Below are 25050 nucleotides of genomic sequence, written 5' to 3'. Positions count from 1 at the left end.
GCCGCACGCCTATGCGTCGTGGCGGTCTTTGAATCGCGTTCACCGGGAGTCTGAAGAGATGCGCGTCAACCTGCCCGTGACCCAGAAGCAGTACGCGATGGCGGACAACACCATGCTGGTGTCCACCACCGATGTGCAGGGCCGCATCACCCACTGCAACCGTGCGTTCGCAGAGGTCAGCGGCTACAGCTACGAAGAGCTGATCCAGCAGCCGCACAACCTGATCCGCCACCCGGACATGCCGCCGGAAGCCTTCAAGGACATGTGGGCGACGATCGGCCGTGGGCGTCCCTGGTCCGGCGTGGTCAAGAACCGCCGCAAGAATGGCGACCATTACTGGGTCGTGGCCCATGTGGTGCCCATCATGAAGGGGGGCAAGCCCCAGGGCTACATGTCGGTACGGGAAAAAGCGCAGCCCGACCAGATCCAGGCCGCAGAGGCCCTGTACGCCAAGATGGCGCAGGAGCGAGAGAGTGGCCACCAAACCTTCAAGCTGCATGCGGGCCGTGTGCGTCAACTGGGGCTGCGGGACCTGCCGGGCAAGCTGCACCGCTTCACCCTGACCCAGCGCCTGACCGCGGGCATGGGCGTGACGACCGCCGCCATGCTGGCCGCCATCGCATTGGTGCCATCCGCGCCGCTGCTGGCGGCTGCGGGCGTGGCCGTGGTGGGCATGGCGGGTGTGGCCCGCTGGTTCCACAGCAGCATCCAGCGTCGCATGGACGAGGCCGAGCAGTTCGCCAACGACCTGGCCAGCTGCAATCTGGTGACCGCCATCGAGCAGGTCCACCCCCACCCCTTGAGTGGTCTGACCCGGGCGTTGAGCCACATCCAGATGAACCTGCGCGCGGTCATGGGTGACGCCCGCGATGAGGTGGCCGGCACCACCCAGTCCATCGGCGAGATTGCCCAGGGCAGCAAGGACCTGTCCGACCGCACGGAGGCCCAGGCCAGTGCGGTGCAGCGTACCGCCGCATCCATGGAGCAGATGGCCGGCACGGTTCAACAGACGGCCCAGACGGCGGCCCAGGTTCAGCACCACAGCCTGGAGACCGCGTCGGCCGCGACGCTGGGCGGCGAGGCCATGGGGCGGGTGGGCACGACCATCGGCCAGATTGAGCAGGCCTCGCACAAGGTGGCCAGCTTCATCCAGATCATCGAGAGCCTGGCCTTCCAGACCAACATCCTGGCCCTGAATGCCGCGGTGGAGGCCGCCCGTGCCGGCGAACAGGGCCGCGGCTTTGCCGTGGTGGCCAGCGAAGTGCGCGCACTGGCCCGCCGCAGCGGCGAGGCGGCCACCGAGATCCGCACCCTCATCGGCCAGTCCGTGGAGCAGGTGTCGCACGGCTCCCGCCAGGTGGCCGATGCCAGCCAGACTGTCGCCCACACCGTGTCCGAAGTGCAGCGCATGGGGGAAATGATCCGCGAGATCAGCGCCGCCACGGCCGAGCAGTCCTCCGGCGTGCACGATGTGAACGTGGCGGTGGCGGAACTCGACCGCATGACCCAGGCCAATGCGGCGCTGGTGGAGCAGACGGCGGCGGCTGTCGAGGTCCTGCACCGCCGTACCGAAGCGCTGCGCCGCTCGGTCCAGGTCTTCAACTTCTGAGCGGCGGTGCCCCCGCCGCGGGGCTCAGTTTGACGTTCATGTGGCGTGGGGCGGACACCGTGCGCCGGCCGGACGGTGCACACTGCACCTTTGCCCCTGTCTGTCGAACTCCGCCAGCCCCGCCACGATGAGCCGATACCCCCACCTGCTGCAGCCCCTGGATCTGGGGTTCACCACGCTGAAGAACCGGGTCCTGATGGGCTCCATGCACACCGGGCTGGAGGATGGGCGCGACCTGAGCCGGATGGCCGCCTATTTCGCGGAGCGGGCCCGGGGCGAGGTGGGGCTGATGGTCACCGGCGGCTTTGCCCCCAACCTGGTGGGTTGGCTCAAGCCTTTCTCCGGCATGCTGGCCTCCCAGGCCGGGGTGCGGCGCCACCGGGTGGTGACCGAGGCCGTCCATGCCGAGGGCGGCAAGATCGCCCTGCAGATCCTGCACGCGGGCCGCTACGGCTACCACCCGCTGGCGGTGGCGCCCTCCCCGCTGCGCTCACCCATTTCGCCCTTCCGGCCCCGTGGGCTGAGCAGTTCGGGCGTGGAGCGTCAGATCCGTGCGTTCGTGCGCTGCGCCGTGCTGGCCCGGGAGGCCGGCTATGACGGGGTGGAGATCATGGGCAGCGAGGGCTACCTGATCAACCAGTTCCTGGCCGCCGCCACCAACCAGCGCGACGATGCCTGGGGCGGCGCCTACGAGCAGCGCATGCGCTTTCCGGTCGAGGTGGTGCGGCGCATCCGGGCCGCCGTCGGGCCGGACTTCACCCTGATCTTCCGCCTGTCGATGATCGACCTGGTGCCCGGCGGCTCGACCTGGGCCGAGGTGGTCCAACTGGCCAAGGCCCTGGAGGCGGCCGGTGCCACCCTCATCAACACCGGCATCGGCTGGCATGAGGCCAGGGTGCCGACCATTGCCACCAGCGTGCCGCGCGCCGCGTTCGCGTGGCTGAGCAAGAAGATCAAGGCCGAACTGACCATCCCGGTGATCACCAGCAACCGCATCAACACCCCGGAAACCGGGGAGGTGCTGTTGTCCGAGGGCTATGCGGACATGGTGTCGATGGCCCGCCCACTGCTGGCCGACCCCGATTTCGTGCGCAAGGCCCGCGAAGGCCGGGCCGACGAGATCAACACCTGCATTGCCTGCAACCAGGCCTGCCTGGACCACATCTTCGCCAACAAGCCGGCGAGTTGCCTGGTCAACCCGCGGGCCGGGCACGAGACCACGCTGCGCATCCAGCCGGTGCACAGTGCACGCCTCCTGGCGGTGGTGGGCGCCGGCCCGGCCGGGCTCGCCGCGGCCACCACGCTGGCAGAGCGCGGCCACGAGGTTCACCTCTTCGAAGGCGGGCAGGAGATCGGCGGCCAACTCAACCTGGCCAAGCAGGTGCCGGGCAAGGAGGAGTTCCACGAGATGCTGCGCTACTGGCGGCGGCGTCTGGAGGTCACCGGTGTCTATGTGCACCTGGGCCGACGCGTGCAGCCCGAGCACCTGGTGCATGACGGCTTCCGCGAGGTGGTGCTGGCCACCGGCGTGCTGCCCCGCAACCCGCGCATTCCGGGCCAGGATCATCCCAAGGTCCTGAGCTACCTGGACGTGCTGAGCGGCGCGCCGGTGGGCGACCGGGTGGCCATCATCGGCGCCGGTGGCATCGGCTTCGACGTGGCCGAGTACCTCAGCCAGAGCGGCAAATCCACGGCACTGGACCTGCAGGCCTGGCTGGCTGAATGGGGGGTCACCGACCCCGCATTGGCGCGCGGCGGCTTGAAGCCCGAGGCCCTGCCGGTACACCGCTCACCGAGGGACATCACGCTGCTGCAGCGCAAGCCCGGCAAGCTCGGCGCCAGCCTGGGCAAGACCACGGGCTGGATCCACCGGGCCTCGCTCAAGCAGCGCGGTGTGCGCTTTCTCGGCGGAGTCAACTACGAGCGCATCGGGGATCCCGGGCTGCAGGTGTCCGATGGCGAGCGCCGGGAGAACCTGCGGTGGCTGGAGGTGGACACCGTGGTGCTGTGCGCTGGCCAGGAGCCGCTGCGTGCGCTGCAGGCCCCCCTGGAGGCTGCCGGGGTGCGTGTCCACATCATCGGTGGCGCCCAGGAGGCAGGCGAACTCGATGCCAAGCGCGCCATCGACCAGGGCGTGCGCCTGGGCGCCAGCCTCTGAGAGACGGACCGCGCGGCGGTCACTTCTTGCCGTTTTCGTGGCCGATCACGCCACCGATGACAGCGCCGCCGATGGCGCCGGCCGTGGTGCCACCCGTGATGACCGAGCCGGCCACGGCTCCCAGGCCGGCCCCCACCGCCGTGTCCTTGCTGCGCTGGCTCATGCCGGCACAAGCGGTCAGGGACAGCGCAGCCAGGCCCAGGGCCGAGGCGGTGGCGAAACGGGCGATTGCAGATGTGTTCACGGTGTTCTCCTCATCGAAACCATGACCACAGCTTCGCAGCACGTGCCGCCGTGAACCATCGGCCAAGGGCGCGCGTGCGTGTCGGACGCCGCTGACAGAGCGGCCCGGCGGCGCCCCCCGGTGCCTGGGCGGTTCAGTCGCCCGAAGGCATCCAGCCGGCCGGACGCACCGAGGACAGCACGTCGTTGAAGTCCCAGCGGTTCAGGTCTGCATACTGGCCGGGCGACAGCGTGATGCAGCGACCGCTGAAATAGGCGTCGCTGCACAGCTCCCAGCGGCCCCAGCGGATGACGACCGAACTCACCCGGTCGTTGAAATCGACTCGTCCCAGATCGTCCACGCCGCGGCTGGCATCCAGGCTGCGCCCCCCGAAGTTGGCGTGTTCATAGAGCTCGATCGCCGAGCGCTGGCCGGCGCCATTGACACGGCGGACGGAGGACAGCTTGTCGTTGAGGTTCCAACTGCCCATGGTGGGATAGCGGCCCGGCCCCAGCGTGATGCACTGGCCGCGGAAGTGGGCGTCGCTGCAGAACTCCCACAGCCCCTGGCGGATGACCAGCGAGGACACCCGGTCGTTGAAGCCGCGCTGCTGCAGGTCGTCGATGCCCTGGCTGAGGTCGATGGATCGTCCACCGAAGTTGTCGTTCTCGTAGAGCAGCACGGTGCCGGCACCGCCCTGGCCCCAGCCATTGCCGTTCCATCCACCGCCCCAACCGCCGCCCTGCCAGCCACCATGGTTCCAGCCGTTGCCACCCTCCGGCCGCAGGGACGAGAGGCGATCATTGAGCCCCATGGCGCTCAGCGAGGGGTAGCGCCCCGGCCCCAGGGAGACGCATTGCCCCTTGAAGCCGGCATCGCTGCACAGCGTCCAGCGCTCGCCCCGGATGACCAGGGACGAGGCCTGGTCATTGAACTGGAGGGACTTCAGATCCGGGATCTCGCCGGAGGAGGCCACGGCCCGCCCCTGGAAGTCGTCGTCCTGGTACAGGGTGATGTCCGCCTGAGCCGCCGCTGCGGCCCCCAGCAAGGCCATGGCACCGATCCACTGCTTGCGCATTGTCTTCTCCCCTTGCGAGGCTGAAACGTTGAAACCGGCTATCAGCCCACCCACTTGCGCGCGTTGCGGAACATGCGCATCCACGGGCTGTAGGCGTTGATGTCACCACCGTTCCAGCTCATCAGCACATTGCGGAAGACCCGCTCCGGGTGCGGCATCAGCACCGTGAAGCGGCCGTCCGGCGTGGTCACCGAGGTCAGGCCACCCGGGCTGCCGTTCGGGTTGAACGGGTAGACCTCGGTCGGCTGGCCCCGGCCATCCACATAACGCATGGCCTGATGCACGCGGTTGACGTCGCCGCGTTGCGAGAAGTCGGCAAAGCCCTCGCCGTGCGCGGTGGCGATGGGAAGGCGGCTGCCGGCCATGCCCTGGAAGAAGATGGAGGGGCTCTCCAGCACCTCGACCTGGGCCAGACGGGCCTCGAACTGCTCGCTCTTGTTGCGGGTGAATTTGGGCCAGGCCTCGGCCCCCGGGATGATGGGCGACAACGCCGCCATCATCTGGCAACCGTTGCAGATGCCCAGGGCGAAGGTGTCGCTGCGGCCGAAGAAGGCCTGGAACTGGTCGGCCAGGGCCGGGTTGAACAGGATGGAGCGGGCCCAGCCCTCGCCGGCGCCCAGGGTGTCGCCGTAGCTGAAGCCGCCGCAGGCCACAAAGCCCTGGAACTGCGACAGCGGCACCCGGCCGGACTGCAGGTCGCTCATGTGCACGTCGTGCGCATCAAAGCCGGCCAGTGCGAACACATGGCTGGTCTCCACATGGCTGTTCACGCCCTGCTCGCGCAGGATGGCCACCTTGGGTCGGGCCTTGGCGATGTAGGGCGCGGCCACGTCCTCGGCCGGGTCGAAGCTCAGGGCCAGATGCAGGCCGGGGTCTTCGCTGCCAGCGGCGGCATGTTCCTGGTCGGCGCAGACCGGGTTGTCGCGCAGGCGGGCGATGCGCCAGCTCACCTCGTCCCAGATCTGCTGCAGTTCGGACAGCGGGGCCGAGAACTGGCTCTTGGCGTCGCGCCAGACTTCGACCACACCCTTGTCGTTGGGCTTGCCCACCACATGGCTGCAGGTGGACAGGCCGTGCGCGCGCAGCGTGGCCAGCACCGCGTCGCGGTCGGCGGTCTTCACCTGCAGCAGGGCGCCGAGTTCCTCGTTGAACAGGGCCTGCAGGGTCAGCTCGTCGCGGCGGCCGCTGACCTGGGTGGCCCAGTTCTTGGCGTCGCCGGTGTCGGCCCGGCTGTCGCTGATGCCGTCGCCTTCGAAGACCAGCATGTCCACGTTCAGGCTGACACCGCGCTGGCCGGCAAAGGCCATCTCGCAGGCCGCCGCCCACAGGCCGCCGTCGGAGCGGTCGTGGTAGGCCAGCAGCTTGCCTTCCGTGCGCAACTGATTGACGGCGGCCACCAGAGCCTTGAGCTGGGCGGGGTCGTCCAGGTCGGGCACCGCGTCGCCGAACTGCTGCAGCGTCTGCGCCAGGATGGAGCCCCCCATGCGGCGCTTGGCGTTGCCCAGGTCCACCAGAATCAGGGTGGTGTCACCGTCCTGCAGTTGCGGGGTCAGGGTGCCGCGCACATCGTCCAGCGTCACGAAGGCCGAGACGATCAGCGACACCGGCGCCACGACCTGCTTGGTCTGGCCGTCCTCGCTCCAGCGGGTGCGCATGGACAGGCTGTCCTTGCCCACCGGCACGCTCACGCCCAGGGCCGGGCACAGGTCCATGCCCACGGCCTTGACCGTTTCATAGAGGGCGGCATCCTCGCCCGGCTCGCCGCAGGCGGCCATCCAGTTGCAGCTGAGCTTGACGCGTGACAGCTCGAAGGGCGCGGCCAGCAGGTTGGTGATGGCCTCGGCCACGGCCATGCGGCCGGAGGCCGGGGCGTCCAGCGCGGCCAGCGGCGTGCGCTCGCCCATGCTCATGGCCTCGCCGCGGAACCCGGCAAAGTCGGCCAGCGTCACGGCGCAGTCGGCCACCGGCACCTGCCAGGGGCCGACCATCTGGTCGCGGTGGTTCAGGCCACCCACGGTGCGGTCGCCGATGGCGATCAGGAAGCGCTTGCTGGCCACCGTGGGGTGGCGCAGCACGTTGCGGGCAGCATCGGCGAGCGACACGCCGGTCAGGTCCAGCGGCGCCAGCTGGCGTGCCACCCGCTTCACGTCGCGCTGCATCTTGGGCGGCTTGCCCAGCAGCACGTCCATGGGCATGTCGATCACGCGCTCGCCGCCCGGACCATCCTCGAGGATCAGCTCGGGCGCGTCGGTGGCCACGCCCACCACCGCATAAGGGCAGCGTTCGCGGCGGCACATGGCATCGAAGGCGTCCAGCTTGGCCGGGTCCACCGCCAGGGTATAGCGCTCCTGGCTCTCGTTGCACCAGATCTCCTTGGGCGCCAGGCCGGACTCCTCCAGCGGCACCTGGCGCAGATCGAAGCGCGCGCCCTTCTCGGCGCCATCCACCAGCTCGGGGAAGGCGTTGGAGATGCCACCGGCGCCCACGTCGTGGATGGCCAGGATGGGGTTGCCCTCGCCCAGCGTCCAGCAGTGGTTGATGACCTCCTGCGCACGGCGCTGGATCTCGGGGTTGCCGCGCTGCACGCTGTCGAAGTCCAGCGCGGCGGTGTTGGTGCCCGCGGCCATCGAGCTGGCGGCGCCGCCGCCCATGCCGATGCGCATGCCCGGGCCGCCCAGCTGCACCAGCAGGGTGCCGGCGCCGAAGGGCAGCTTCTTGGTCTGGCCGTCGCTGATCATGCCGATGCCACCGGCGATCATGATGGGCTTGTGGTAGCCGCGGCGGATGGCCTGCGCGCCCTCGCCCACCGTCTGCTCGTAGACGCGGAAGTAGCCGCCCAGGTTGGGACGGCCGAACTCGTTGTTGAAGGCCGCGCCGCCCAGCGGGCCCTCGGTCATGATCTGCAGCGGGCTGGCGATGTGCTCGGGCTTGCCGTAGGGCTGGGCTTCCCAGGGCTCGGCGGTGTCCGGCAGGTGCAGGTTGGAGACGCTGAAGCCGGTCAGGCCGGCCTTGGGCTTGGCGCCGCGGCCGGTCGCGCCCTCGTCGCGGATCTCGCCGCCCGCGCCGGTGGAGGCGCCCGGGAACGGGGAGATGGCCGTCGGGTGGTTGTGGGTCTCCACCTTCATCAGCACATGGGCCGTCTCGGCCTTGACGCCGTACTTGGGCGCGTCCAGGTAGCCCTCGGGCAGCCAGCGTTGCACCGGGCCGCCTTCCATCACCGCCGCGTTGTCGTTGTAAGCGATGATGGTGTGCTGCGGGTTGAGCTTCTCGGTGTTGCGGATCATGCCGAACATCGACAGTGGCTGCTTCTGGCCGTCGATGACGAATTCGGCGTTGAAGATCTTGTGCCGGCAGTGCTCGCTGTTGGCCTGGGCGAACATCATCAGCTCGACGTCCGTCGGGTTGCGCTGCAGGCCGGTGAAAGCCTTCACCAGGTAGTCGATCTCGTCGTCCGACAGCGCCAGGCCGAAGGTGGTGTTGGCGGCCTCCAGTGCCGCGCGGCCCTGGCCCAGCACGTCCACATGGGCCAAGGGCTCGGCCGGTTTCTCGTCGAACAGGTGGGCCGCGGCCTCGCGCTCGAAGGCCACGCTCTCGGTCATGCGGTCGTGCAGCAGCAGCGCGCAGGCCTGCATCTCCTCGGTGCTCAGCGGCTTGGCGCCGCCGGTCAGGCTGCTCACCAGCCCGCTCTTGAGCTGCAGCCGGTATTCGGTGACGCGCTCGACCCGGTGGATGGCCAGGCCGCAGTTGTGGGCGATGTCGGTGGCCTTGGAGGCCCAGGGCGAGACCGTGCCCAGGCGCGGCATGGTCAGCACCAGGGTGCCGTCGTCACCCTGCGCCGGGTCGCCGTAGTTCAGCAATTCGCCCAGCTTGGCCGTGGCCTCGGCCGACAGCGGCCCGTCGCTCCAGACCCAGTGCACGTGGCGGGCCGTCACCCCGGTGATGCGCGGGCAGGCGGCCTGCAGGCGGGGCAGCAGCGCAGCGGCGCGGAAGGCGGACAGGGCGTTGCCGCCCTCGAAGTGCATCAGGTGCTTGGGAGCTGTGGACATGGAATCCCGTCGGTTGGCGGCGGTCTGAGGCGGCGCGTGCGTGGCAGCCCGGGGTGGCGTTGACCTCGGCAGTCCCTGGGTGATGGCACTGCCCTGGCCATGGAAACCGTCAATTTTACGATGCGATGGGATAATTCAGCCCATGACGATTTCCATCAAGAGCGCAGCCGACATCGAAGGCATGCGGGTGGCCGGGCGCCTGACGTCCGAAGTGCTGGACATGCTGGCCGAGCATGTGAAGCCCGGGGTGACCACCAACCAATTGGACAAGCTGGCCCACGACCTGATCGTCCACGAGCAGAAGGCCATTCCGGCGCCGCTGAACTATGCGCCGCCGGGGCACCGCCCCTACCCCAAGTCGATTTGTGCCTCGGTGAACCACCAGGTCTGCCACGGCATCCCGAACGACAAGCCGCTCAAGGAAGGCGACATCGTCAACCTGGACATCACGGTGATCAAGGACGGCTGGCATGGCGATTCCAGCCGCATGTTCATCGTCGGCGAAGGCTCCATGGTGGCCAAGCGCCTGTGCCTGCTGACCTACGAGGCCATGTGGAAGGGCATCGTCAAGGTGCGCGCGGGCGCTCGCCTGGGTGACATCGGTCACGCCATCCAGACCTTTGCCGAGAACGCCGGCCTGTCGGTGGTGCGCGAGTTCTGCGGCCACGGCATCGGCCGCGGCTTCCATGAGGAACCCCAGGTGCTGCACTACGGCCGCCCGGGTACGCTGGACGAGCTCAAGGCCGGCATGACCATCACGATCGAGCCCATGCTCAACGCCGGGCGCCGCGAGATCAAGGAAGGCCCTGACGGCTGGGCCATCGTCACCAAGGACCGCTCCTTGTCGGCACAGTGGGAGCACACGGTCCTGGTGACCGAGACCGGGTACGAGGTGCTGACCGTGTCCGCCGGCACCCCCAAGCCGCCGGCCTTCGTGACCGGCTGAACGTTTCCCGGCCCCGCAGTTCCATGGCCCGCGACGACGACAGCATCGCCCCCGCACCGGCCCCGGCCGGCCCGCTCCCGATGAGCGAGATCCGCCAGCGCTTCAAGCAGGGCAAGGCGGAGCTGCTGGACCACTTCCGCGAGGCCCGCCCGACGGTGACCAGTGCCTCGCGGCTGATGAAGGCCCTGGCCAAGCATGTGGACACCACGCTGGCCCAGCTGTGGCACCAGGCTGCCCTGCCCTCCCAGGCGGCGCTGATCGCGGTGGGGGGCTATGGGCGTGGCGAGCTGTTTCCCTATTCCGATGTGGACGTGCTGGTGCTGCTGCCCGAGGCCCAGGCGCGCGACGAGGCGGTCAAGTCTGCGGTGTCGGACTTCATCACGGCCTGTTGGGACGTGGGGCTGGAGATCGGCTCCTCGGTGCGCACGCTGGCCGAATGCATCACCGAGGCCAAGGCCGATGTGACGGTGCAGACGGCCTTGCTCGAGAGCCGCCTGCTGTGCGGCACCCGCAAGGTCTACAAGCAGTTCGTCGACCGCACCCTGGCCTCGGTGGAGCCGGAGGCCTTTCTGCGCGCCAAGACGCTGGAAATGCGCCAGCGCCACGAAAAGTACGAGGACACGCCCTACGCGCTGGAGCCCAACAGCAAGGAAAGTCCGGGCGGACTGCGCGACCTGCAGGTGGTGATGTGGGTGGCCCGCGCCGCGCGCCTGGGCAAGACCTGGGCGGAACTGGCGGCCAAGGGCCTGATCACGCCCTTCGAGGTCAAGCAGCTGCAACGCAACGAAGGCATCCTCAAGCTCATCCGCTGCCGGCTGCATCTGGTGGCGGGCCGACGCGAGGACCGGCTGGTCTTCGACCTGCAGACGGCCGTGGCCGAGAGCTTTGGCTTCCACGCCAGCGGCAGCGAGCGGGCCTCCGAGGTGCTGATGCACCGCTACTACTGGGCGGCCAAGGCGGTCACGCAGCTCAACCAGATCCTGATGCTCAACATCGAGGAGCGGGTGAACGCTTCCGAGAGCGCGCCGATGCGGCCGATCAACGCCCGCTTCCTGGACCGTGCCGGCATGCTGGAGGTGGTCAGCGACACGCTGTACCTGGACAACCCGCACGCCATCCTCGAGACCTTCCTGATCTACCAGCAGACGCCGGGGATCAAGGGCCTCTCGGCCCGCACCCTGCGCGCCCTGTACAACGCCCGCAGCGTGATGAACGGCGCCTTCCGGCGCGACCCGTTCAACCGGGCGCTGTTCATGGAGATCCTGCAGCAGCACGAAGGCCAGACCCACGCCTTCCGTCTGATGAACCAGACCTCGGTGCTGGGGCGCTACCTCTGGGTCTTCCGCGGCATCGTCGGGCGCATGCAGCACGACCTGTTCCATGTCTACACCGTGGACCAGCACATCCTGATGGTGCTGCGCAATGTGCGGCGCTTCTTCATCCCCGAGCACGCCCACGAGTACCCGCAGTGCAGCCAGCTGGCGGCCAACTGGGACAAGCCCTGGCTGCTCTACATCGCCGCCCTCTTCCACGATGTGGCCAAGGGGCGCGGTGGGGACCATTCCGAACTGGGGGCGGTGGAGGTGCGGCGCTTCTGCCGCGACCACGGCCTGGACAAGACCGACACCGGCCTGGTGGAGTTCCTGGTGCGCGAGCACCTGACCATGAGCCGCGTGGCCCAGAAGGAAGACCTCTCCGACCCCGACGTGGTGGCCCGCTTCGCCCAGAAGATGCGCGATGCCCGTCGGCTGACCGGCCTGTACCTGCTGACCGTGGCCGATGTGCGCGGCACCAGCCCGAAGGTCTGGAACGCCTGGAAGTCCAAGCTGCTGGAAGATCTCTTCCGCATGACGTTGCGGGCCCTGGGCGGGGCCGCGCCCAATGCCGACGCCGAGATCGAGGCCCGCAAGCAGGAGTCCCGCCATCTGCTGGCCCTGCATTCGGCCCTGCCGGGCACGGAAGAGCCGCTGTGGGCCACGCTGGAACTGAGCTACTTCGCGCGGCACGATGCCTCGGACATCGCCTGGCATGCACGTTCGCTGTGGCGCTACCTGGAGACGCAGGAGCCCATCGTGCGGGCGCGGCCCTCCAGCGTCGGCGAAGGGCTACAGGTGCTGGTCTATGCGCCCGACCGTCCCGACCTGTTCGCGCGCATCTGCGGTTATTTCGACGGCGCCGGCTTCTCGATCCAGGATGCCAAGGTGCACACCACCAAGAAGGGCTACGCGCTGGACACCTTCCAGGTGGTGAGCTCCACCATGGACGATCCCGAACCGGCAACCTACCGGGACATGATTTCCCTGGTCGAAACCCAGGCCACCCTGGCCCTGGCCAGCACGGCCCCCTTGCCGGAGGCGGGCCTGCGCGGCCGCGTCTCGCGCCGGGTGCGCTCCTTCCCGGTCAAACCGCGGGTGGCCTTGCGACCGGACGAGCGTCGCCAGCGCTGGCTGCTGTCCATCAGTGCCAGTGACCGGCCGGGCCTGCTCTACGCCATCGCCCGGGTGCTGGGCCGCCATGAGATCAGCCTGCAGCTGGCCAAGGTCACCACCCTGGGGGAGCGGGTGGAGGACACCTTCCTGGTCTGCGGTCAGGCCATGCAGCAGCCCAAGATCCAGTTGCAGGTCGAGAGCGAGCTGCTGGACGCCCTGACGCCGCCGCGCTGAGTTCCTCGGCGTCTCGGGACCAACCCGGTGGCGTGGGGCAGCCCTGACATTGACACTTGGACAGCGCCCTCTTTTGGCGCGGTGAGCATGTCTGTCAGGAGAGCCGCCATGTCCATCCACCTGGCCGAGAAGGCTTTGATCGAATCCCGCAGCTACCGGGTCCGGGCCCTTCCCCTCTTGCAGCCGCTGGCCTGGCTGGGACGGGGATGGCGGGATTTCATGCGCTGCCCCCTGCCCGGCTTGCTGCACGGCCTGGCGGTCAGCCTGTTCGGCGCACTGCTGGTCGCGGCGGGCTGGCGCCACTTCTGGCTGCTCATCGGGGCCTTCACCGGCTTCCTGCTGATCGCCCCGCTGCTGGTCACCGGCCTGTACGCGATCAGCCGCGATCTGGAGCGAGGTCTGTCACCGACGCTGCACACCGCGATGTCATGCTGGGCACTGCGGGACGGTCGTCTCGTGGTTTTCGGTATCCTTCTGGCTTTTGCAGGCACGGGCTGGGTGTTGACCTCGGCCCTGCTGGTCACCGGTCTGGTGCCCAGACACCTCGATACGCTGGAAGATTTCTTGCGTTATGTGGTGCTGGCGCCGGAAGGACTGGTGTTCGAATCCTGGCTGGCGCTGGGAGCCCTGCTGGCCGCACCGGTGTTCGCCTCCACAGTGGTGGCCATGCCCTTGCTGCTGGATCGCCCGATCGGGGTGATGGGCGCCGTGTTCACCAGCTGGAAAGTGATCCTGGAACACCCTGCCGCCATGGCCTTCTGGGCGGCCCTGCTGATGGGCCTGACCGCCCTGGGCATGGCCACGGCCATGCTGGGATTGATCGTGATCGTGCCCTGGTTGGGGCATGCCAGCTGGCATGTCTACCGGGATGTAGTGGACGGTTCTGCCCGGGCAGGCCGTGATGGATAGATGTTCGGTTTTTCGGAAGAACAGATTGCCTGGTTCGGCCTGACCTTCGGGGTCACGGCCTTCATGCTGTACATGGTGTTCATCATCCTGCAGCTGGCCCGGGAATCCAAGGCAGGTCGCTTCGGCACCTTCGTGCTGCTGCTGGGCCTGGGAGTGGGTCTGCTGGGCTTTGCGGCCAAGGGCCTGATCAAGTTCTTCCTGGCGGGCGTCATCGAATGAGCGCCGCCGCGTCTTCCGCAGCGGCCACCGAGGCCGCCACCACGCAACGCCACACCCTGTTCGAGGATGTGCAGGCCCTGCTGATCGGTACGCTGTTCGTGGCCGTGGGGCTGACGCTGTTCCGCCAGGCTGGGCTGATGACCGGCGGCACCGTGGGCCTGGCCTTGCTGACCCGCTTGGCCACCGGGTGGTCCTTCGGGCCGGTGTTCTTCGTCATCAACCTGCCCTTTTATTGGCTGGCCTGGCGCCGCCTGGGGGCGCGCTTCACGGTCAAGACCCTGCTGGCGGTGAGTCTGCTGGCCCTGCTCAGCGAATGGATGCCTCACTGGCTGCGCCTGGAGATGGTGCAGCCCCTCTTCGCCGCCATCGGCGGTGGTCTGATGATCGGCACCGGCTTCATCATCCTGTTCCGCCACCGCGCCAGCCTGGGTGGGCTCAACGCGGTGGTGCTGTGGCTGCAGGAACGCTTCGGTTGGCGGGCAGGCAAGGTCCAGCTGATGCTGGACGCCACCATCCTGCTGGCGTCCCTGCCCTGGGTGGATGTGCAGCGCCTGCTGCTGTCCGTCCTGGGGGCGGCTGCCATGAACTTCGCCTTGGCCGTCAACCACAAGCCGGGGCGCTACACGGCCTTCTGAACCGGTCGAACCTGGCGAGCAGCACCCAAGAAAACGGGCGCCCCAAGGCGCCCGTTTTGCCACCGGTCGAGGGGCTCAGCCCATGTGCAGACCGCCGTTGCAGGAGAAGTCGGCACCGGTCGTGAAGCCGGAGTCCTCGCCGGCCAGCCAGCCGACGATGGAGGCAATTTCTTCCGGCGCGCCCAGACGCTTGACCGGAATGCTCGCGACGATCTTCTCCAGGATCTCGGGCTTGATGGCTCGCACCATGTCCGTGCCGATGTAGCCGGGCGACACGGTGTTGACGGTCACGCCCTTGGCGGCCAGTTCCTGGGCCAGCGCCATCGTGAAGCCGTGCATGCCTGCCTTGGCGGCCGAATAGTTGGTCTGGCCGGCCTGCCCCTTCTCACCGTTCACCGAGGAGATCTGGACGATGCGGCCCCAGCCGCGCTCGACCATGTCGCCCACCACCTGCTTGGTGACGTTGAACATGGAGGTCAGGTTGGTGCTGATCACCGCGTCCCAGTCTTCCTTGCTCATCTTCAGGAACATGCGGTCACGGGTGATGCCGGCGTTGTTCACCAGCACGTCGATCGGGCCGTGGGCCTGCTTGGCGGCCTTGAAGGCCTCGACGGTGGAGTCCCAGTCGGCCACGTTGCCGACGGAGGCGTGGAAGTCGTAGCCCAGGGCCTTCTGCTCGTCCAGCCACTTCTGGAAGTCCCGGCTGGGGCCGCAGCCGGCGATCACCTTGTAGCCGTTCTTGGCCAGGCGCTGGCAGATGGAGGTGCCGATGCCTCCCATCCCTCCGGTCACGTAGGCCACCCGTTGCTGCGTCATGGTCTGTCTCTCCTCTGGTGTGTCAATGGATATTGCTTGAAGAACACTATCGGGCCTGCCGGCGCGTCACACCCTCGGGACAATCCCTTTGCACTGCAACAAAGCCCAAGTTGCATGATGTTGGACCGAGGGTGATGAGCGGCTTGACCTCGCTCAAGCCGAGGCCTTCACGTAGCGGCCGGGGGCCGGTTCGATGGCCTCATAACCGCGCCCCCCGTAGGTCTTGGGCGCGGTCAGTTGACGGCCGCTGTGCGGCGCCAGCCAGGCCGACCAGTCCGTCCACCAGCTGCCGGCGTGTTCCTGGGCACCCGCCAGCCAGGCGTCGGGCTGGTCCGGCAGCGAGTCGTTCGTCCAGTGCGACCGCTTGCGGGCCTCCGGCGGGTTGATGACCCCGGCAATGTGCCCGGACGCCCCCAGCACGAAGCGGCGCGGCCCCTGGAACAAACGGGTCGAGGCATAGGCGCTCTGCCAAGGCACGATGTGGTCCTCTCGCGAGGCGTAGAGGTAGATCGGCAGCTTCAGCAGGCCCAGGTCCAGGCGTTCGCCGCAGACGGTGAGCGCCCCGGGCTCGCGCAGGCGGTTCTCCAGGTAGGTGTTGCGCAGGTACCAGCAGTACATCGGCCCCGGCAGGTTGGTGCTGTCGCCGTTCCAGTACAGCAGGTCGAAGGCCGGGGGCATCTCGCCCTTGAGGTAGTTGCCGACCACGTAGTTCCACACCAGGTCGTTCGGGCGCAGGAAGTTGAAAGCCGTGGCCAGTTCCTGGCCCTTGAGCAGCTTGGGGCCGCCCGGGGCCTTGTCGCCGATGGTGACCTCGCGCAGCTGCACCGCGGCCTCGTCGATGAAGACATCGAGCATGCCGGTGTCGCTGAAATCGAGCAGAGCGGTCAGCAGCGTCATCGAGGCGGCGGGGTGTTCGCCCCGCGCCGCCAGCACCGCCAGGGCCGTGGCCAGCAGGGTGCCACCGACGCAGAAGCCCAGGGTGTTGATCTGCTTGGCCCCGGAGAGCGCCTGCACCGTGTGGATGGCGCGGATGACGGCCTGCTCGACGTAGTCGTCCCAACTCCGGTTGGCCAGACCCTCGTCGGGGTTGCGCCAGCTGAGCATGAACACCCGGTTGCCCTGTGCCACCGCGTAGCGCACCAGCGAGTTCGCCGGCTGCAGGTCCATGATGTAGTACTTGTTGATGCACGGGGGCACCATCAGCAGCGGCCGCTCGGCCACCTTGGCGGTCAACGGCTTGTATTCGATCAGCTGGAACAGCTCATCCTCGAAGACCACGGCGCCTTCGGTGGTCGCCACGTTGCGGCCCACCTCGAACTGCGTGGTGTCGGTCTGCGAGACATGGCCCTGGCGCAGGTCATTCCACAGGAGCTGCATGCCCTGGACGATGCTCTGCCCGCCGGTTTCGAGCGCCTTGCGCTGGGCTTCCGGGTTGAAGGCCAGGTAGTTGGCCGGGCTGGCGGCATCCACCCACTGCTGCACGGCAAAGCGCACCCGGGCCTTGGTCTTCTCGTCGGCTTGCACCGCCTCGGCCATCTGCATCAGCGTGCGGGCGTTCAGCAGGTACATCCGTGCCACGTAGTCGGTGCTGGGTTGGGCCTGCCAGTCTGCCGCGCTGAAGCGTCGGTCCTTGACCGGCGGCAGTGGCGCGCCCGACTCGCCTGCGGCCGGCCCCAGCACGCTGTTCCACAGCAGCGTGGCGTCGCGCAGGTAATCGGCCTGCAGCTCGGACAAGGCGGCCTGCGGGATGCTGAGCGCGGACAGCGACTTCCACATCTCCCCCACCGCGGAGCCGAAGGCTTCGGCGGGATCGGGCTGGGAGCCCGGCTTGGTTTGTTCGGACTTCTCGGACTTCTTCCTGGTCACCACGCTCGCGTCTCCGTCATGCCCCCACAATGGACGGGTGAGTCGGCATTGCCGACCCCACTCTCATCCTTCCGACTCGAATGTATATCGTCGCCATTGCATGGGCTTTCGTCGTTGTGCTGATGACACTCGTGGAAGCCACCTCTCCCCAGGGCAGCGTGCTGGGGGCACTCTTCACGCTGTTGCTGTATGGCGTCATCCCGCTGTCGGTCGTGCTCTACATCCTGGGCACACCGGCCCGCCGGCGGGCCAGGCTGCGCATGACGGAACAGGCCGAGGCCGCCGCAGCCTCGGGGCCTATTTCAGACGATCCAGATGGCAGCCGCGTGTCGGCCGGTGTCCCGGTCGCGCCGAAACGAGAAGAACCGTGACGGTTCGCTGACCGTGCACCATTGACCGCCGCTGACCCGATGCAAGCCGAGATGCCCCAGGCGCTCCCGCGCCAGTCCGGGCAGATCGGCCCACCACTTGCCGGCGGTGCCGGTGGCGCGAAAGCGCTCGGCCGTGTGGGAGGGCTGCCGGAGGAAGGCTGTCCGCACCTCCTCACCCACCTCGAAGCGCTCCGGACCGATGCAGGCGCCCAGCCAGGCCGACAGCTCCGACGGCTCGCAGGCCGCAGCCTCGCACAAGGCGGTCACGGTGCGCTCCAGCACGCCGCCCGCCAAGCCCCGCCAGCCGGCGTGGGCGGCGGCCACCCCGCGCCCGTCGGGGGCGGCCAGCAGCACCGGCAGGCAGTCCGCCACCAGCACCGTGCAGGCCACCCCACGGTCGGTCGTGAAGCTGGCATCGGCCACCGGGTGCTCGCCGGCTGCGGGCAGTTCGGCCCGGTGCAGGCGCACGGCATCGGCCCCGTGCACCTGGTTCAGATAGACCGGCACGGCGCCGTCCAGGGCGGCGGCGAAGCGCCGCTGGTTCTCGCGGATGTGGGCGGCGTCGTCCGCGGTGCCCCCCGGCAGCCCGACGGGCCGCAGGTTCAGCCCCTGACAGGCACCTTGGCTGACGCCCCCGGCCCGGGTGGCCATCAGCCCCCTCACCTGCGCCGGCAGCCCGTCGGCCACCAGCCAGTCGGGATGGCGCTCACTCGGCATCGGGGCAGTATTTCGGCTGGGTCTTGTCGAAGGCCGGCAGGGCCATGCAGGCATCGAACACCCGCATCACCTGGGGCACGTGGTCGAGCCGGCAGTCGAAGCGTTGGGCGTTGAAGACCTGGGGCACCAGCACGCAGTCCACCAGGCCGGGCAGATCGCCACAGGCGTAACGGGCCGGGGCCTGGGCCAGTTGGGCGTCCAGCGTGACCAGACCCGACTCCACCCAGTGACGGTACCAGCGCAGCTTGTCCTCGTCCGACAGACCCAGGTCCTTGACCAGGAAGCGCAGCACCCGGGTGTTGTTCAGGGAATGGATCTCGCAGGCGATGTCCATCGCCAAGGCGCGCACCCGGGCCCGCTCGGCGGGATCCCGGGGCAGCAGCGGCGGCTCGGGATGGGTCTCGTCCAGATACTCCAGGATGGCCAGGGACTGGTGCAGGCGCAGCTCGCCATCGACGAGCAGCGGCACCAGCCGGGTGGCGGACACCGCAGCGTAGGACTCGCCGTGCTGCTCACCCTTGGCCAGGTGGACGGGGCGGTAGGTGTAGTCCAGCCCCTTGAGGGCCAGACCGATGCGCACCCGGTAGGACGCGGAGGAGCGGAAGTAGTTGAAGAGTTCCATCTCGCAAGGGCGATCTGAGGTTCGGCAGCTCATCATGCCATGGGCCCCGGTACACTTTGACGCCATGCTGCCCGTGCGCTCCATCTGCCACTGCCGCGTCTGCGGTGCCCCCACCGACTACCGCGTGCCGCCGGATGACAACCGCCCCCGGGCCACCTGCACGGCCTGCGGTTTGGTGCATTACGAGAACCCGCTCAACGTGGTGGGCACCGTGCCGGTGTGGCAGGACCAGGTGCTGCTGTGCCGACGCGCCATCGAGCCCCGGCACGGGCTCTGGACCCTGCCTGCGGGCTTCATGGAGCTGGGCGAGACCACGGCCGAGGGGGCACTGCGGGAGACCGTCGAGGAGTCCGGCGCCCACGTCGAACTCGAAGGCCTCTTCACCCTGCTCAACGTGGTGCGTGTGGGCCAGGTCCATCTGTTCTACCGTGCCCGGATGCTGGACCTGCACCTGGACCCGGGCCCGGAGACCCTGGAAGCCCGGCTGTTCCGGGAAGATGAAATTCCCTGGGATGAACTAGCGTTCCGCACCGTGCGCGAGACCCTGCGCCTGTTCTTCGAGAACCGCCGCGTCGGTCAGTACGACGTCCACACCCTGGACATCGCCTGAGCCTGTTGCTCAGCGCCGGGCCGCCGGGCCGGTGATGCCGTCCACCCCCGCGCGCCAGAGCGCGGCGGCGTCATCGGCGCTGGCCACCCCCTCGGCATAGACCTTCAGGCCGATGCCGTGCAGCATGCGCACCAGCGCATCGGCGTGCTGGCCCAAGGCCTCGTCATGCGCCATGCCTTCCGTCACGCTGGCGTCGAGCTTGACGAAGTCCAGACCGGCCTCCAACAGCGCGGAAGGATCGGAAAGATGGTGACCGGCATGCTCCAGCCCGACGCGGGCGCTGCGGGCGTGGGCCATGCCCACCAGCTCGCGCAGCAAGGGCAACTGGTTCAGTGCGCCCTGCTCGTCGACCTCCAGCCACAGGCCCGGCGCGCTGGCCGAATGTGTTTCCAGCAGGGTCCGCAGACGCGGGATCAGCTGGCTGTCCTGCAGCGAGCGGGGGCTGAGGTTGACTGCGCGGGACATGTTGTCGCGGGCGATCGCCTTGAGGGCCAGCTCCACCGCCACCAGGTCCACCTGGGCGGTCAGCTGGGTGCGCTTGGCCATGGGCAGCCATTCGGCCGCCGGGGTCGGGGCGGTGGACCCATGCAGCGGCAGGCGCAGGGGGCATTCCAGATGCACCACGGCGGCATTCATGTCGATCAGCGGGAACTCCGCCAGCGCGGCCTGCCCGGCGGAGAGCGCATCCCGCAGCACCTGGCGCCAGGCGTCTTCGCCCAGGGCCAAGGCGCCGCCACTGTCGTCGAGCTCCACCGCGAAGGGGCCTCGCGCCTCGGCCCGGGCCAGCGCATGGTCGGCGGCACCCAGCAGCGCGGACATGGGGGCCCCATGCCACCAGCGCACCGCGCCGATCACCGCCGACACCGGGGGCAGCTGGCCGCGCCAGAGCGAGCGCAGCCGGCTGACCACGTCCATCGCGGGTTCGCGCAGGCTGCTCACTTCCGGCAGGACGATCGCGAAGTCGGAGCCGTTCAGACGCCCGACCTCGAAGACGCTGGCGCCCCCCACCGAATCCAGGATGGTGTGGGCGGTTTCGCGCAGGAGGTCGTCGGTGCGCTGGCGGCCCAGTCGGCGGTTCAGGCCCTGCAGATCGCCCACGCGCACGAGCAGCAGCGCGCCGCCGGCGGCATGTTCCTCGGACTGCAGCATCAGCTTGAGCCGGGTCATGAAATGGGCCCGGTTGGACACCCCGGTCATCGGGTCGGCATGGGCCTGACGGCGCCAGTGCTCGACCTGCCCGGCCTGTTCGTCGAACAGCGTCCTGAGCCGTTCGACCATCGCGTTCATGGCCCGGGTGAGTTGACGCAACTCGGGGACATCGGGCTCGCTGACGGTCACGAAGCGTCGCTCGGTGATCGCCTGGGCCTGCTCGACGGTGCGCGCCAAGGGCTGGCGCAGCCGGCGCAGCACGGTCCAGCCCACGGCCCCCATCAGGGCGCCCAGCGCCAGCATGGCGGCCAGGCTGCGCTGGCTCACGGCCCAGAACTCCTGCAGGGCAAAGCGGGTGCTGCTCTGCACCTCCAGCATGCCGGCACGCTGGGGGCCGGCCATGACCTCGGCGCGCCCGGGCAAGGGATCCAGATCCACCCAGCGGGCGAACCAGGCCGGCACGCTGTCGGCGACCGGTGCCGCGGCGCGCTCCAGCACCGGCAACCCCTGGGCATCGAGCAGGCGCAGACGGGCATAGCCCCCGAGCTGGAACTGGCGGTCCAGCGTGGCGGCCATCACGGTCAGACGCCCGTCCTGGCCCAGGATCTGCGCCAGCGACAAGGCGCTGTTCTGGTTCTGCTGGCCGATCTGCGTGCTCAGCGAGGCCCGGGCCGACACCAGCGACAGGCCGAAGGCCCCCCCGAAGGCCAGGATCAGGGTCAGCAGCAGCAGCAGCCAGATTTGGCGGATCAGACTCATGGGCTCTCCTCTGCCGCTCTTATACCCTGCGCGCTCAGGGGGTGAGCCCTCGAAAAGCGGGGCCGTCCGCATGGCCGGGGCGAAAAAAAGGGGACCCGAAGGTCCCCTGCGTTGCGGCTGACCGCCGATCCCTGCATCAGCGCCGCTGGGGCGGCAGATCGGTGCAGCTGCCGTGCGCCACCTCGGCCGCCATGCCCAGGCTTTCGCCCAGCGTGGGGTGCGGGTGGATGGTGGCGCCGATGTCCACTGCGTCCGCGCCCATCTCGATGGCCAGCGCGATCTCGCCGATCATGTCGCCCGCATGAGTGCCCACGATGCCGCCCCCCAGGATGCGACCGTGGCCATGGGCCTCGGGCGAATCGTCGAACAGCAGCTTGGTGAAGCCCTCGTCGCGACCGTTGGCGATGGCGCGGCCCGAGGCCGTCCAGGGGAACAGGCCCTTCTTGACCTTGATGCCCTGGGCCTTGGCCTGGTCCTCGGTCAGGCCCACCCAGGCCACCTCGGGATCGGTGTAGGCCACGCTGGGGATCACGCGGGCATCGAACTGGCTGCGGGCCAGGGTGGCGTCGCCCTTGACCGTGCCGGCGATGACCTCGGCCGCCACATGGCCCTCGTGCACCGCCTTGTGCGCCAGCATGGGCTGGCCCACCACGTCGCCGATGGCGAAGATGTGCGGCACGTTGGTGCGCAGCTGGGCATCCACCGGGATGAAGCCGCGCTCACCCACGGCCACGCCAGCGGCCTCGGCACCGATCTTCTTGCCATTGGGCGTGCGGCCCACGGCCTGCAGCACCAGGTCGTAGACCTGCTCGCTGGTCGTGCCGTCGGCGGCCTCGAACTTCACCTTGATGCCCTCGGGCGTGGCCTCGGCCCCCACCGTCTTGGTCTTCAACATGATGTTGTCGAAGCGCGGCGCGTTCATCTTCTGCCACACCTTGACCAGGTCGCGGTCCGCCCCCTGCATCAGGCCGTCCAGCATCTCCACCACGTCCAGGCGGGCGCCCAGGGTGGAGTAGACGGTGCCCATTTCCAGGCCGATGATGCCGCCGCCGACGATCAGCATCTTCTTCGGCACGGACTTCAGGTTCAGCGCGCCGGTGGAGTCCACGATGCGTTCATCGACCGGGAAGAACGGCAGACGCACGGCCTGCGAACCCGCGGCGATGATGGCGTGGCCGAACTTGACCACCTTGCGGCCGCCACTGCGGTCCTGCCCGGGGCCGCTGGTCTCGTCCACCTGCAGGTGGTAGGGGTCGATGAAGCTGCCGTAGCCGCGCACGATGGTGACCTTGCGCATCTTGGCCATGGCGCCCAGGCCGCCGGTCAGCTTGCCGACCACCTTTTCCTTGTGGCCGCGCAGCTTGTCGATGTCCACCGCCGGCTCGGCGTAGGCAATGCCCGCGTCAGCCAGGTGCTTGACCTCGTCCATCACCGCGGCCACGTGCAGCAGCGCCTTGGACGGGATGCAGCCCACGTTCAGGCAGACGCCGCCCAGGGTCGGGTAGCGCTCGACCACCACCACGTTCAGGCCCAGGTCGGCGGCCCGGAAGGCGGCGGAATAGCCGCCAGGGCCACCGCCCAGCACCAGCACGTCGCAGCTCAGATCCACCGGGCCGGCGTAGCTGCCGGCCGCGGCAGGGGTCGCCACCGGCGCGGGGGCCGGTGCCGCAGCGGCAGGCACGGGGGCCTGCGCGGGAGCGGCTGGTGCCGCCGCAGCGGCTTCGGCTGCCTCCAGCGTCAGGATCACGCTGCCTTGGTTGACCTTGTCGCCCAGGGCCACCTTCAGTTCCTTGACCACCCCGGCATGGCTGCTGGGGATCTCCATCGAGGCCTTGTCGGACTCGACGGTGATCAGGCTCTGTTCGGCCTTCACCGTGTCGCCCGGCTTGACCAGCACCTCGATGATGGCCACGTCCTTGAAATCGCCGATGTCCGGCACACGCACGTCGATCAATGCCATGCTGTGCTCCCGCTCAGAGGGCGATGCGGCGGAAATCCGCCAGCAGCTGCGCCAGATAGACGTTGAAGCGGGTGGCCAGCGCGCCGTCGATCACGCGGTGATCGGCGGTCAGCGACAGCGGCAGCACCAGACGCGGCTGGAAGGCCTTGCCGTCCCACACCGGCTTCATCACGCTCTTGTTGACGCCGAGGATGGCGACCTCCGGCGCGTTGACGATCGGCGCGAAGCCGGTGCCGCCAATGCCGCCCAGGCTGGAGATGGTGAAGCAGGCACCCTGCATGTCGGCCGGGCCCAGCTTGCCGTCGCGGGCCTTCTTGGCCAGCACGGCCGACTCGGCGGCGATCTCGACCACGCTCTTCTTGTCGGCGTCCTTGATCACCGGCACCACCAGGCCATTGGGCGTGTCGGCCGCAAAGGCGATGTGGAAGTACTTCTTGTAGACCAGGTTGTCACCGTCCAGCGAGCAGTTGAACTCGGGGAACTTCTGCAGGGCCTTGACGCAGGCCTTGACCAGGAAGGCCAGCATGGTCAGCTTGGCGCCGCCGGACTTCTCGTTCTCCTTGTTCACCAGGACGCGGAAGTCCTCCAGGTCGGTGATGTCGGCGTCCTCGTGGTAAGTGACCGCGGGGATCATCACCCAGTTGCGGGCCAGGTTGGCACCGCTGATCTTCTTGATGCGCGACAGGGCCACGGTCTCGATCTCGCCGAACTTGGCGAAATCGACCTTGGGCCAGGGCAGCAGGCCGGGAATGCCACCGCCCTGCTCGGCCGCCGGTGCGGCGGCCTTCTGGGCGGCAGTCTTCACCTGGCCGGCCATCACGCCCTTGACGAAGCCCTGCAGGTCGGCCTGGGTGATGCGTCCCTTGGGACCACTGCCCTGGACCTCGGCCAGCGGCACGCCCAGTTCGCGGGCCATCTTGCGGATGCTGGGCGAGGCATGCGGCAACTTGCCGCTGGGGGCGATGGTGGGCTCGTGCGCGGGCACCGCCGACGCGACCGGTGCCGCCGCGACAGCGACGGCCGGCGCCGCCGCGGCCACCGCAGGCGCGGCTGCCGGCGCAGCCGCCACCGGGGCGGGGGCGGGGGCGGCCGCCGACGCGGCGCCTTCCAGGATGGCCACCAGGCTGCCCTGGTTGACCTTGTCGCCCAGGGCGACCTTGATCTCCTTGACCACGCCGGCCGCGCTGGAGGGAATCTCCATCGAGGCCTTGTCGGACTCGACGGTGATCAGGCTCTGCTCGGCCTTGACGGTGTCACCCACCTTGACCAGCAGCTCGATCACGGCGACGTCCTTGAAGTCGCCGATGTCGGGCACGCGCACCTCGATCGGGCCCGAGGCCGCCGGGGTGGCCACGGGCGCCGCCGCCGCAGGGGCGGCCACCGGTGCCGCCACCGCGGGCGCCGGGGCTGCGGCCGGGGCCGGCGCAGCCGCGCTGTCCGCCGTTTCCAGCAGCAGCAGCAGGCTGCCCTCGTTGACCTTGTCGCCCAGGGCGACCTTGAGCTCCTTGACCACGCCCGCGTGGCTCGACGGGATTTCCATCGAGGCCTTGTCGGATTCGACCGTGATCAGACTCTGCTCCGCCTTGACCGTGTCGCCGGGCTTGACCAGCAGCTCGATCACGGCGACGTCCTTGAAATCCCCGATGTCGGGGACCTTCACTTCCACCAATGCCATGTTCTTGTCTCCGTGGTGC

At 68.8% G+C, this 25050-nt stretch carries 19 protein-coding genes; 9 read left to right on the top strand and 10 right to left on the bottom strand.

The genetic code is table 11. The features are described from left to right. Positions 1-58 precede the first annotated feature (58 nt). Together LRM40_RS09300 and LRM40_RS09295 are read left to right on the top strand one after the other, a co-directional pair. Positions 59-1609 carry a methyl-accepting chemotaxis protein gene (locus tag LRM40_RS09300; protein WP_151122879.1) on the top strand — a complete coding sequence of 517 codons (1551 nt, stop codon included), beginning with the start codon at positions 59-61 and terminating at the stop codon, positions 1607-1609. A gap of 127 nt (positions 1610-1736) precedes the next feature. Continuing rightward, positions 1737-3767, top strand: a complete 2031-nt coding sequence (locus LRM40_RS09295) for an oxidoreductase (protein ID WP_151122877.1) — start codon at positions 1737-1739, stop codon at positions 3765-3767. Positions 3768-3786: 19 nt separating this feature from the next. Here LRM40_RS09295 and LRM40_RS09290 read toward each other — a convergent pair whose 3' ends face one another. The 3 genes from LRM40_RS09290 to purL all read right to left on the bottom strand — a co-directional run bounded on the left by LRM40_RS09290 (position 3787) and on the right by purL (position 9114). Continuing rightward, a complete protein-coding gene (locus tag LRM40_RS09290; protein ID WP_231067485.1) occupies positions 3787-4011 on the bottom strand; it encodes a YMGG-like glycine zipper-containing protein in 225 nt (74 codons plus the stop codon). Positions 4012-4144: 133 nt separating this feature from the next. Further along, entirely contained in the window at positions 4145-5068 is a 924-nt protein-coding gene (locus LRM40_RS09285) for a beta/gamma crystallin family protein (protein WP_151122875.1), read from the bottom strand. Between the two features lie 41 nt (positions 5069-5109). Next, entirely contained in the window at positions 5110-9114 is a 4005-nt protein-coding gene (purL, locus tag LRM40_RS09280) for a phosphoribosylformylglycinamidine synthase (RefSeq protein WP_151122872.1), read from the bottom strand. A 142-nt stretch (positions 9115-9256) separates the two neighbouring features. Between purL and map the strand changes: the two genes are divergently transcribed. The 5 genes from map to LRM40_RS09255 all read left to right on the top strand — a co-directional run bounded on the left by map (position 9257) and on the right by LRM40_RS09255 (position 14486). After that, complete coding sequence (gene map, locus LRM40_RS09275) at positions 9257-10060, top strand: type I methionyl aminopeptidase (RefSeq protein WP_151122869.1); 804 nt, start codon at positions 9257-9259, stop codon at positions 10058-10060. An 80-nt stretch (positions 10061-10140) separates the two neighbouring features. Further along, on the top strand, positions 10141-12723 hold the full coding sequence (locus LRM40_RS09270) for a [protein-PII] uridylyltransferase (RefSeq protein WP_151123058.1): 2583 nt from the start codon (positions 10141-10143) through the stop codon (positions 12721-12723). Positions 12724-12900: 177 nt separating this feature from the next. Further along, complete coding sequence (locus tag LRM40_RS09265; protein ID WP_231067483.1) at positions 12901-13632, top strand: DUF2189 domain-containing protein; 732 nt, start codon at positions 12901-12903, stop codon at positions 13630-13632. Beyond that, positions 13633-13851: a DUF2788 domain-containing protein gene (locus LRM40_RS09260; RefSeq protein WP_151122866.1), complete on the top strand. Its 219-nt coding sequence runs from the start codon at positions 13633-13635 to the stop codon at positions 13849-13851. It begins immediately after the preceding gene. Further along, the gene (locus tag LRM40_RS09255; protein ID WP_151122863.1) at positions 13848-14486 is read left to right on the top strand and encodes a YitT family protein; all 639 of its coding nucleotides are present in this window, start codon (positions 13848-13850) and stop codon (positions 14484-14486) included. Before LRM40_RS09260 ends, LRM40_RS09255 begins: the two co-directional genes overlap by 4 nt. A 75-nt stretch (positions 14487-14561) precedes the next feature. On the opposite strand, the gene phbB is transcribed toward LRM40_RS09255, so the two are convergent. Next, complete coding sequence (phbB, locus tag LRM40_RS09250; protein ID WP_151122860.1) at positions 14562-15302, bottom strand: acetoacetyl-CoA reductase; 741 nt, start codon at positions 15300-15302, stop codon at positions 14562-14564. 153 nt (positions 15303-15455) lie between these two features. Then, a complete protein-coding gene (gene phaC / locus LRM40_RS09245) occupies positions 15456-17078 on the bottom strand; it encodes a class I poly(R)-hydroxyalkanoic acid synthase (protein ID WP_151123054.1) in 1623 nt (540 codons plus the stop codon). Between the two features lie 170 nt (positions 17079-17248). On the opposite strand from phaC, the gene LRM40_RS09240 reads away from it, so the two are divergent. After that, positions 17249-17539, top strand: coding sequence for a hypothetical protein (locus tag LRM40_RS09240; protein WP_151122858.1), 291 nt, complete (start codon positions 17249-17251; stop codon positions 17537-17539). Here LRM40_RS09240 and pgeF read toward each other — a convergent pair. Together pgeF and maiA are read right to left on the bottom strand one after the other, a co-directional pair. Continuing rightward, complete coding sequence (gene pgeF / locus LRM40_RS09235) at positions 17471-18256, bottom strand: peptidoglycan editing factor PgeF (RefSeq protein ID WP_231067482.1); 786 nt, start codon at positions 18254-18256, stop codon at positions 17471-17473. The genes LRM40_RS09240 and pgeF overlap by 69 nt on opposite strands. Then, positions 18246-18878, bottom strand: a complete 633-nt coding sequence (gene maiA / locus LRM40_RS09230) for a maleylacetoacetate isomerase (protein WP_151122855.1) — start codon at positions 18876-18878, stop codon at positions 18246-18248. The genes pgeF and maiA overlap by 11 nt, the downstream gene beginning before the upstream one ends. 64 nt (positions 18879-18942) lie before the next feature. Here maiA and LRM40_RS09225 point away from each other — a divergent pair, with 64 nt between their 5' ends. Further along, the gene (locus tag LRM40_RS09225) at positions 18943-19488 is read left to right on the top strand and encodes an NUDIX hydrolase (RefSeq protein WP_151122852.1); all 546 of its coding nucleotides are present in this window, start codon (positions 18943-18945) and stop codon (positions 19486-19488) included. A gap of 9 nt (positions 19489-19497) precedes the next feature. On the opposite strand, the gene LRM40_RS09220 is transcribed toward LRM40_RS09225, so the two are convergent. The 3 genes from LRM40_RS09220 to aceF form a co-directional block, all read right to left on the bottom strand. Then, a complete protein-coding gene (locus LRM40_RS09220) occupies positions 19498-21396 on the bottom strand; it encodes an EAL domain-containing protein (RefSeq protein ID WP_170288806.1) in 1899 nt (632 codons plus the stop codon). Between the two features lie 136 nt (positions 21397-21532). Next, entirely contained in the window at positions 21533-23356 is a 1824-nt protein-coding gene (lpdA, locus tag LRM40_RS09215; RefSeq protein WP_151122847.1) for a dihydrolipoyl dehydrogenase, read from the bottom strand. A 13-nt stretch (positions 23357-23369) separates the two neighbouring features. Beyond that, entirely contained in the window at positions 23370-25031 is a 1662-nt protein-coding gene (gene aceF / locus LRM40_RS09210) for a dihydrolipoyllysine-residue acetyltransferase (protein ID WP_231067481.1), read from the bottom strand. Positions 25032-25050: the final 19 nt, after the last annotated feature.

The sequence above is a fragment of the Ideonella dechloratans genome (assembly GCF_021049305.1).
Classification (GTDB): Bacteria; Pseudomonadota; Gammaproteobacteria; order Burkholderiales; family Burkholderiaceae_C; genus Ideonella; species Ideonella dechloratans.
Note: the sequence above shows the minus strand (reverse complement) of the source record. Positions and strands in the feature narration are given on the sequence as shown.

Bases quoted from the DNA above. Each gene is read 5' to 3' on its own strand.
- LRM40_RS09300 (WP_151122879.1), top strand. From the start codon at position 59: ATGCGCGTCAACCTGCCCGTGACCCAGAAGCAGTACGCGATGGCGGAC.
- LRM40_RS09295 (WP_151122877.1), top strand. From the start codon at position 1,737: ATGAGCCGATACCCCCACCTGCTGCAGCCCCTGGATCTGGGGTTCACC.
- LRM40_RS09285 (WP_151122875.1), bottom strand. From the start codon at position 5,068: ATGCGCAAGCAGTGGATCGGTGCCATGGCCTTGCTGGGGGCCGCAGCG.
- purL (WP_151122872.1), bottom strand. From the start codon at position 9,114: ATGTCCACAGCTCCCAAGCACCTGATGCACTTCGAGGGCGGCAACGCC.
- map (WP_151122869.1), top strand. From the start codon at position 9,257: ATGACGATTTCCATCAAGAGCGCAGCCGACATCGAAGGCATGCGGGTG.
- LRM40_RS09270 (WP_151123058.1), top strand. From the start codon at position 10,141: ATGAGCGAGATCCGCCAGCGCTTCAAGCAGGGCAAGGCGGAGCTGCTG.
- LRM40_RS09260 (WP_151122866.1), top strand. From the start codon at position 13,633: ATGTTCGGTTTTTCGGAAGAACAGATTGCCTGGTTCGGCCTGACCTTC.
- LRM40_RS09255 (WP_151122863.1), top strand. From the start codon at position 13,848: ATGAGCGCCGCCGCGTCTTCCGCAGCGGCCACCGAGGCCGCCACCACG.
- phbB (WP_151122860.1), bottom strand. From the start codon at position 15,302: ATGACGCAGCAACGGGTGGCCTACGTGACCGGAGGGATGGGAGGCATC.
- phaC (WP_151123054.1), bottom strand. From the start codon at position 17,078: ATGTGGAAGTCGCTGTCCGCGCTCAGCATCCCGCAGGCCGCCTTGTCC.
- LRM40_RS09240 (WP_151122858.1), top strand. From the start codon at position 17,249: ATGTATATCGTCGCCATTGCATGGGCTTTCGTCGTTGTGCTGATGACA.
- pgeF (WP_231067482.1), bottom strand. From the start codon at position 18,256: ATGCCGAGTGAGCGCCATCCCGACTGGCTGGTGGCCGACGGGCTGCCG.
- maiA (WP_151122855.1), bottom strand. From the start codon at position 18,878: ATGGAACTCTTCAACTACTTCCGCTCCTCCGCGTCCTACCGGGTGCGC.
- LRM40_RS09225 (WP_151122852.1), top strand. From the start codon at position 18,943: ATGCTGCCCGTGCGCTCCATCTGCCACTGCCGCGTCTGCGGTGCCCCC.
- LRM40_RS09220 (WP_170288806.1), bottom strand. From the start codon at position 21,396: ATGAGTCTGATCCGCCAAATCTGGCTGCTGCTGCTGCTGACCCTGATC.
- lpdA (WP_151122847.1), bottom strand. From the start codon at position 23,356: ATGGCATTGATCGACGTGCGTGTGCCGGACATCGGCGATTTCAAGGAC.
- aceF (WP_231067481.1), bottom strand. From the start codon at position 25,031: ATGGCATTGGTGGAAGTGAAGGTCCCCGACATCGGGGATTTCAAGGAC.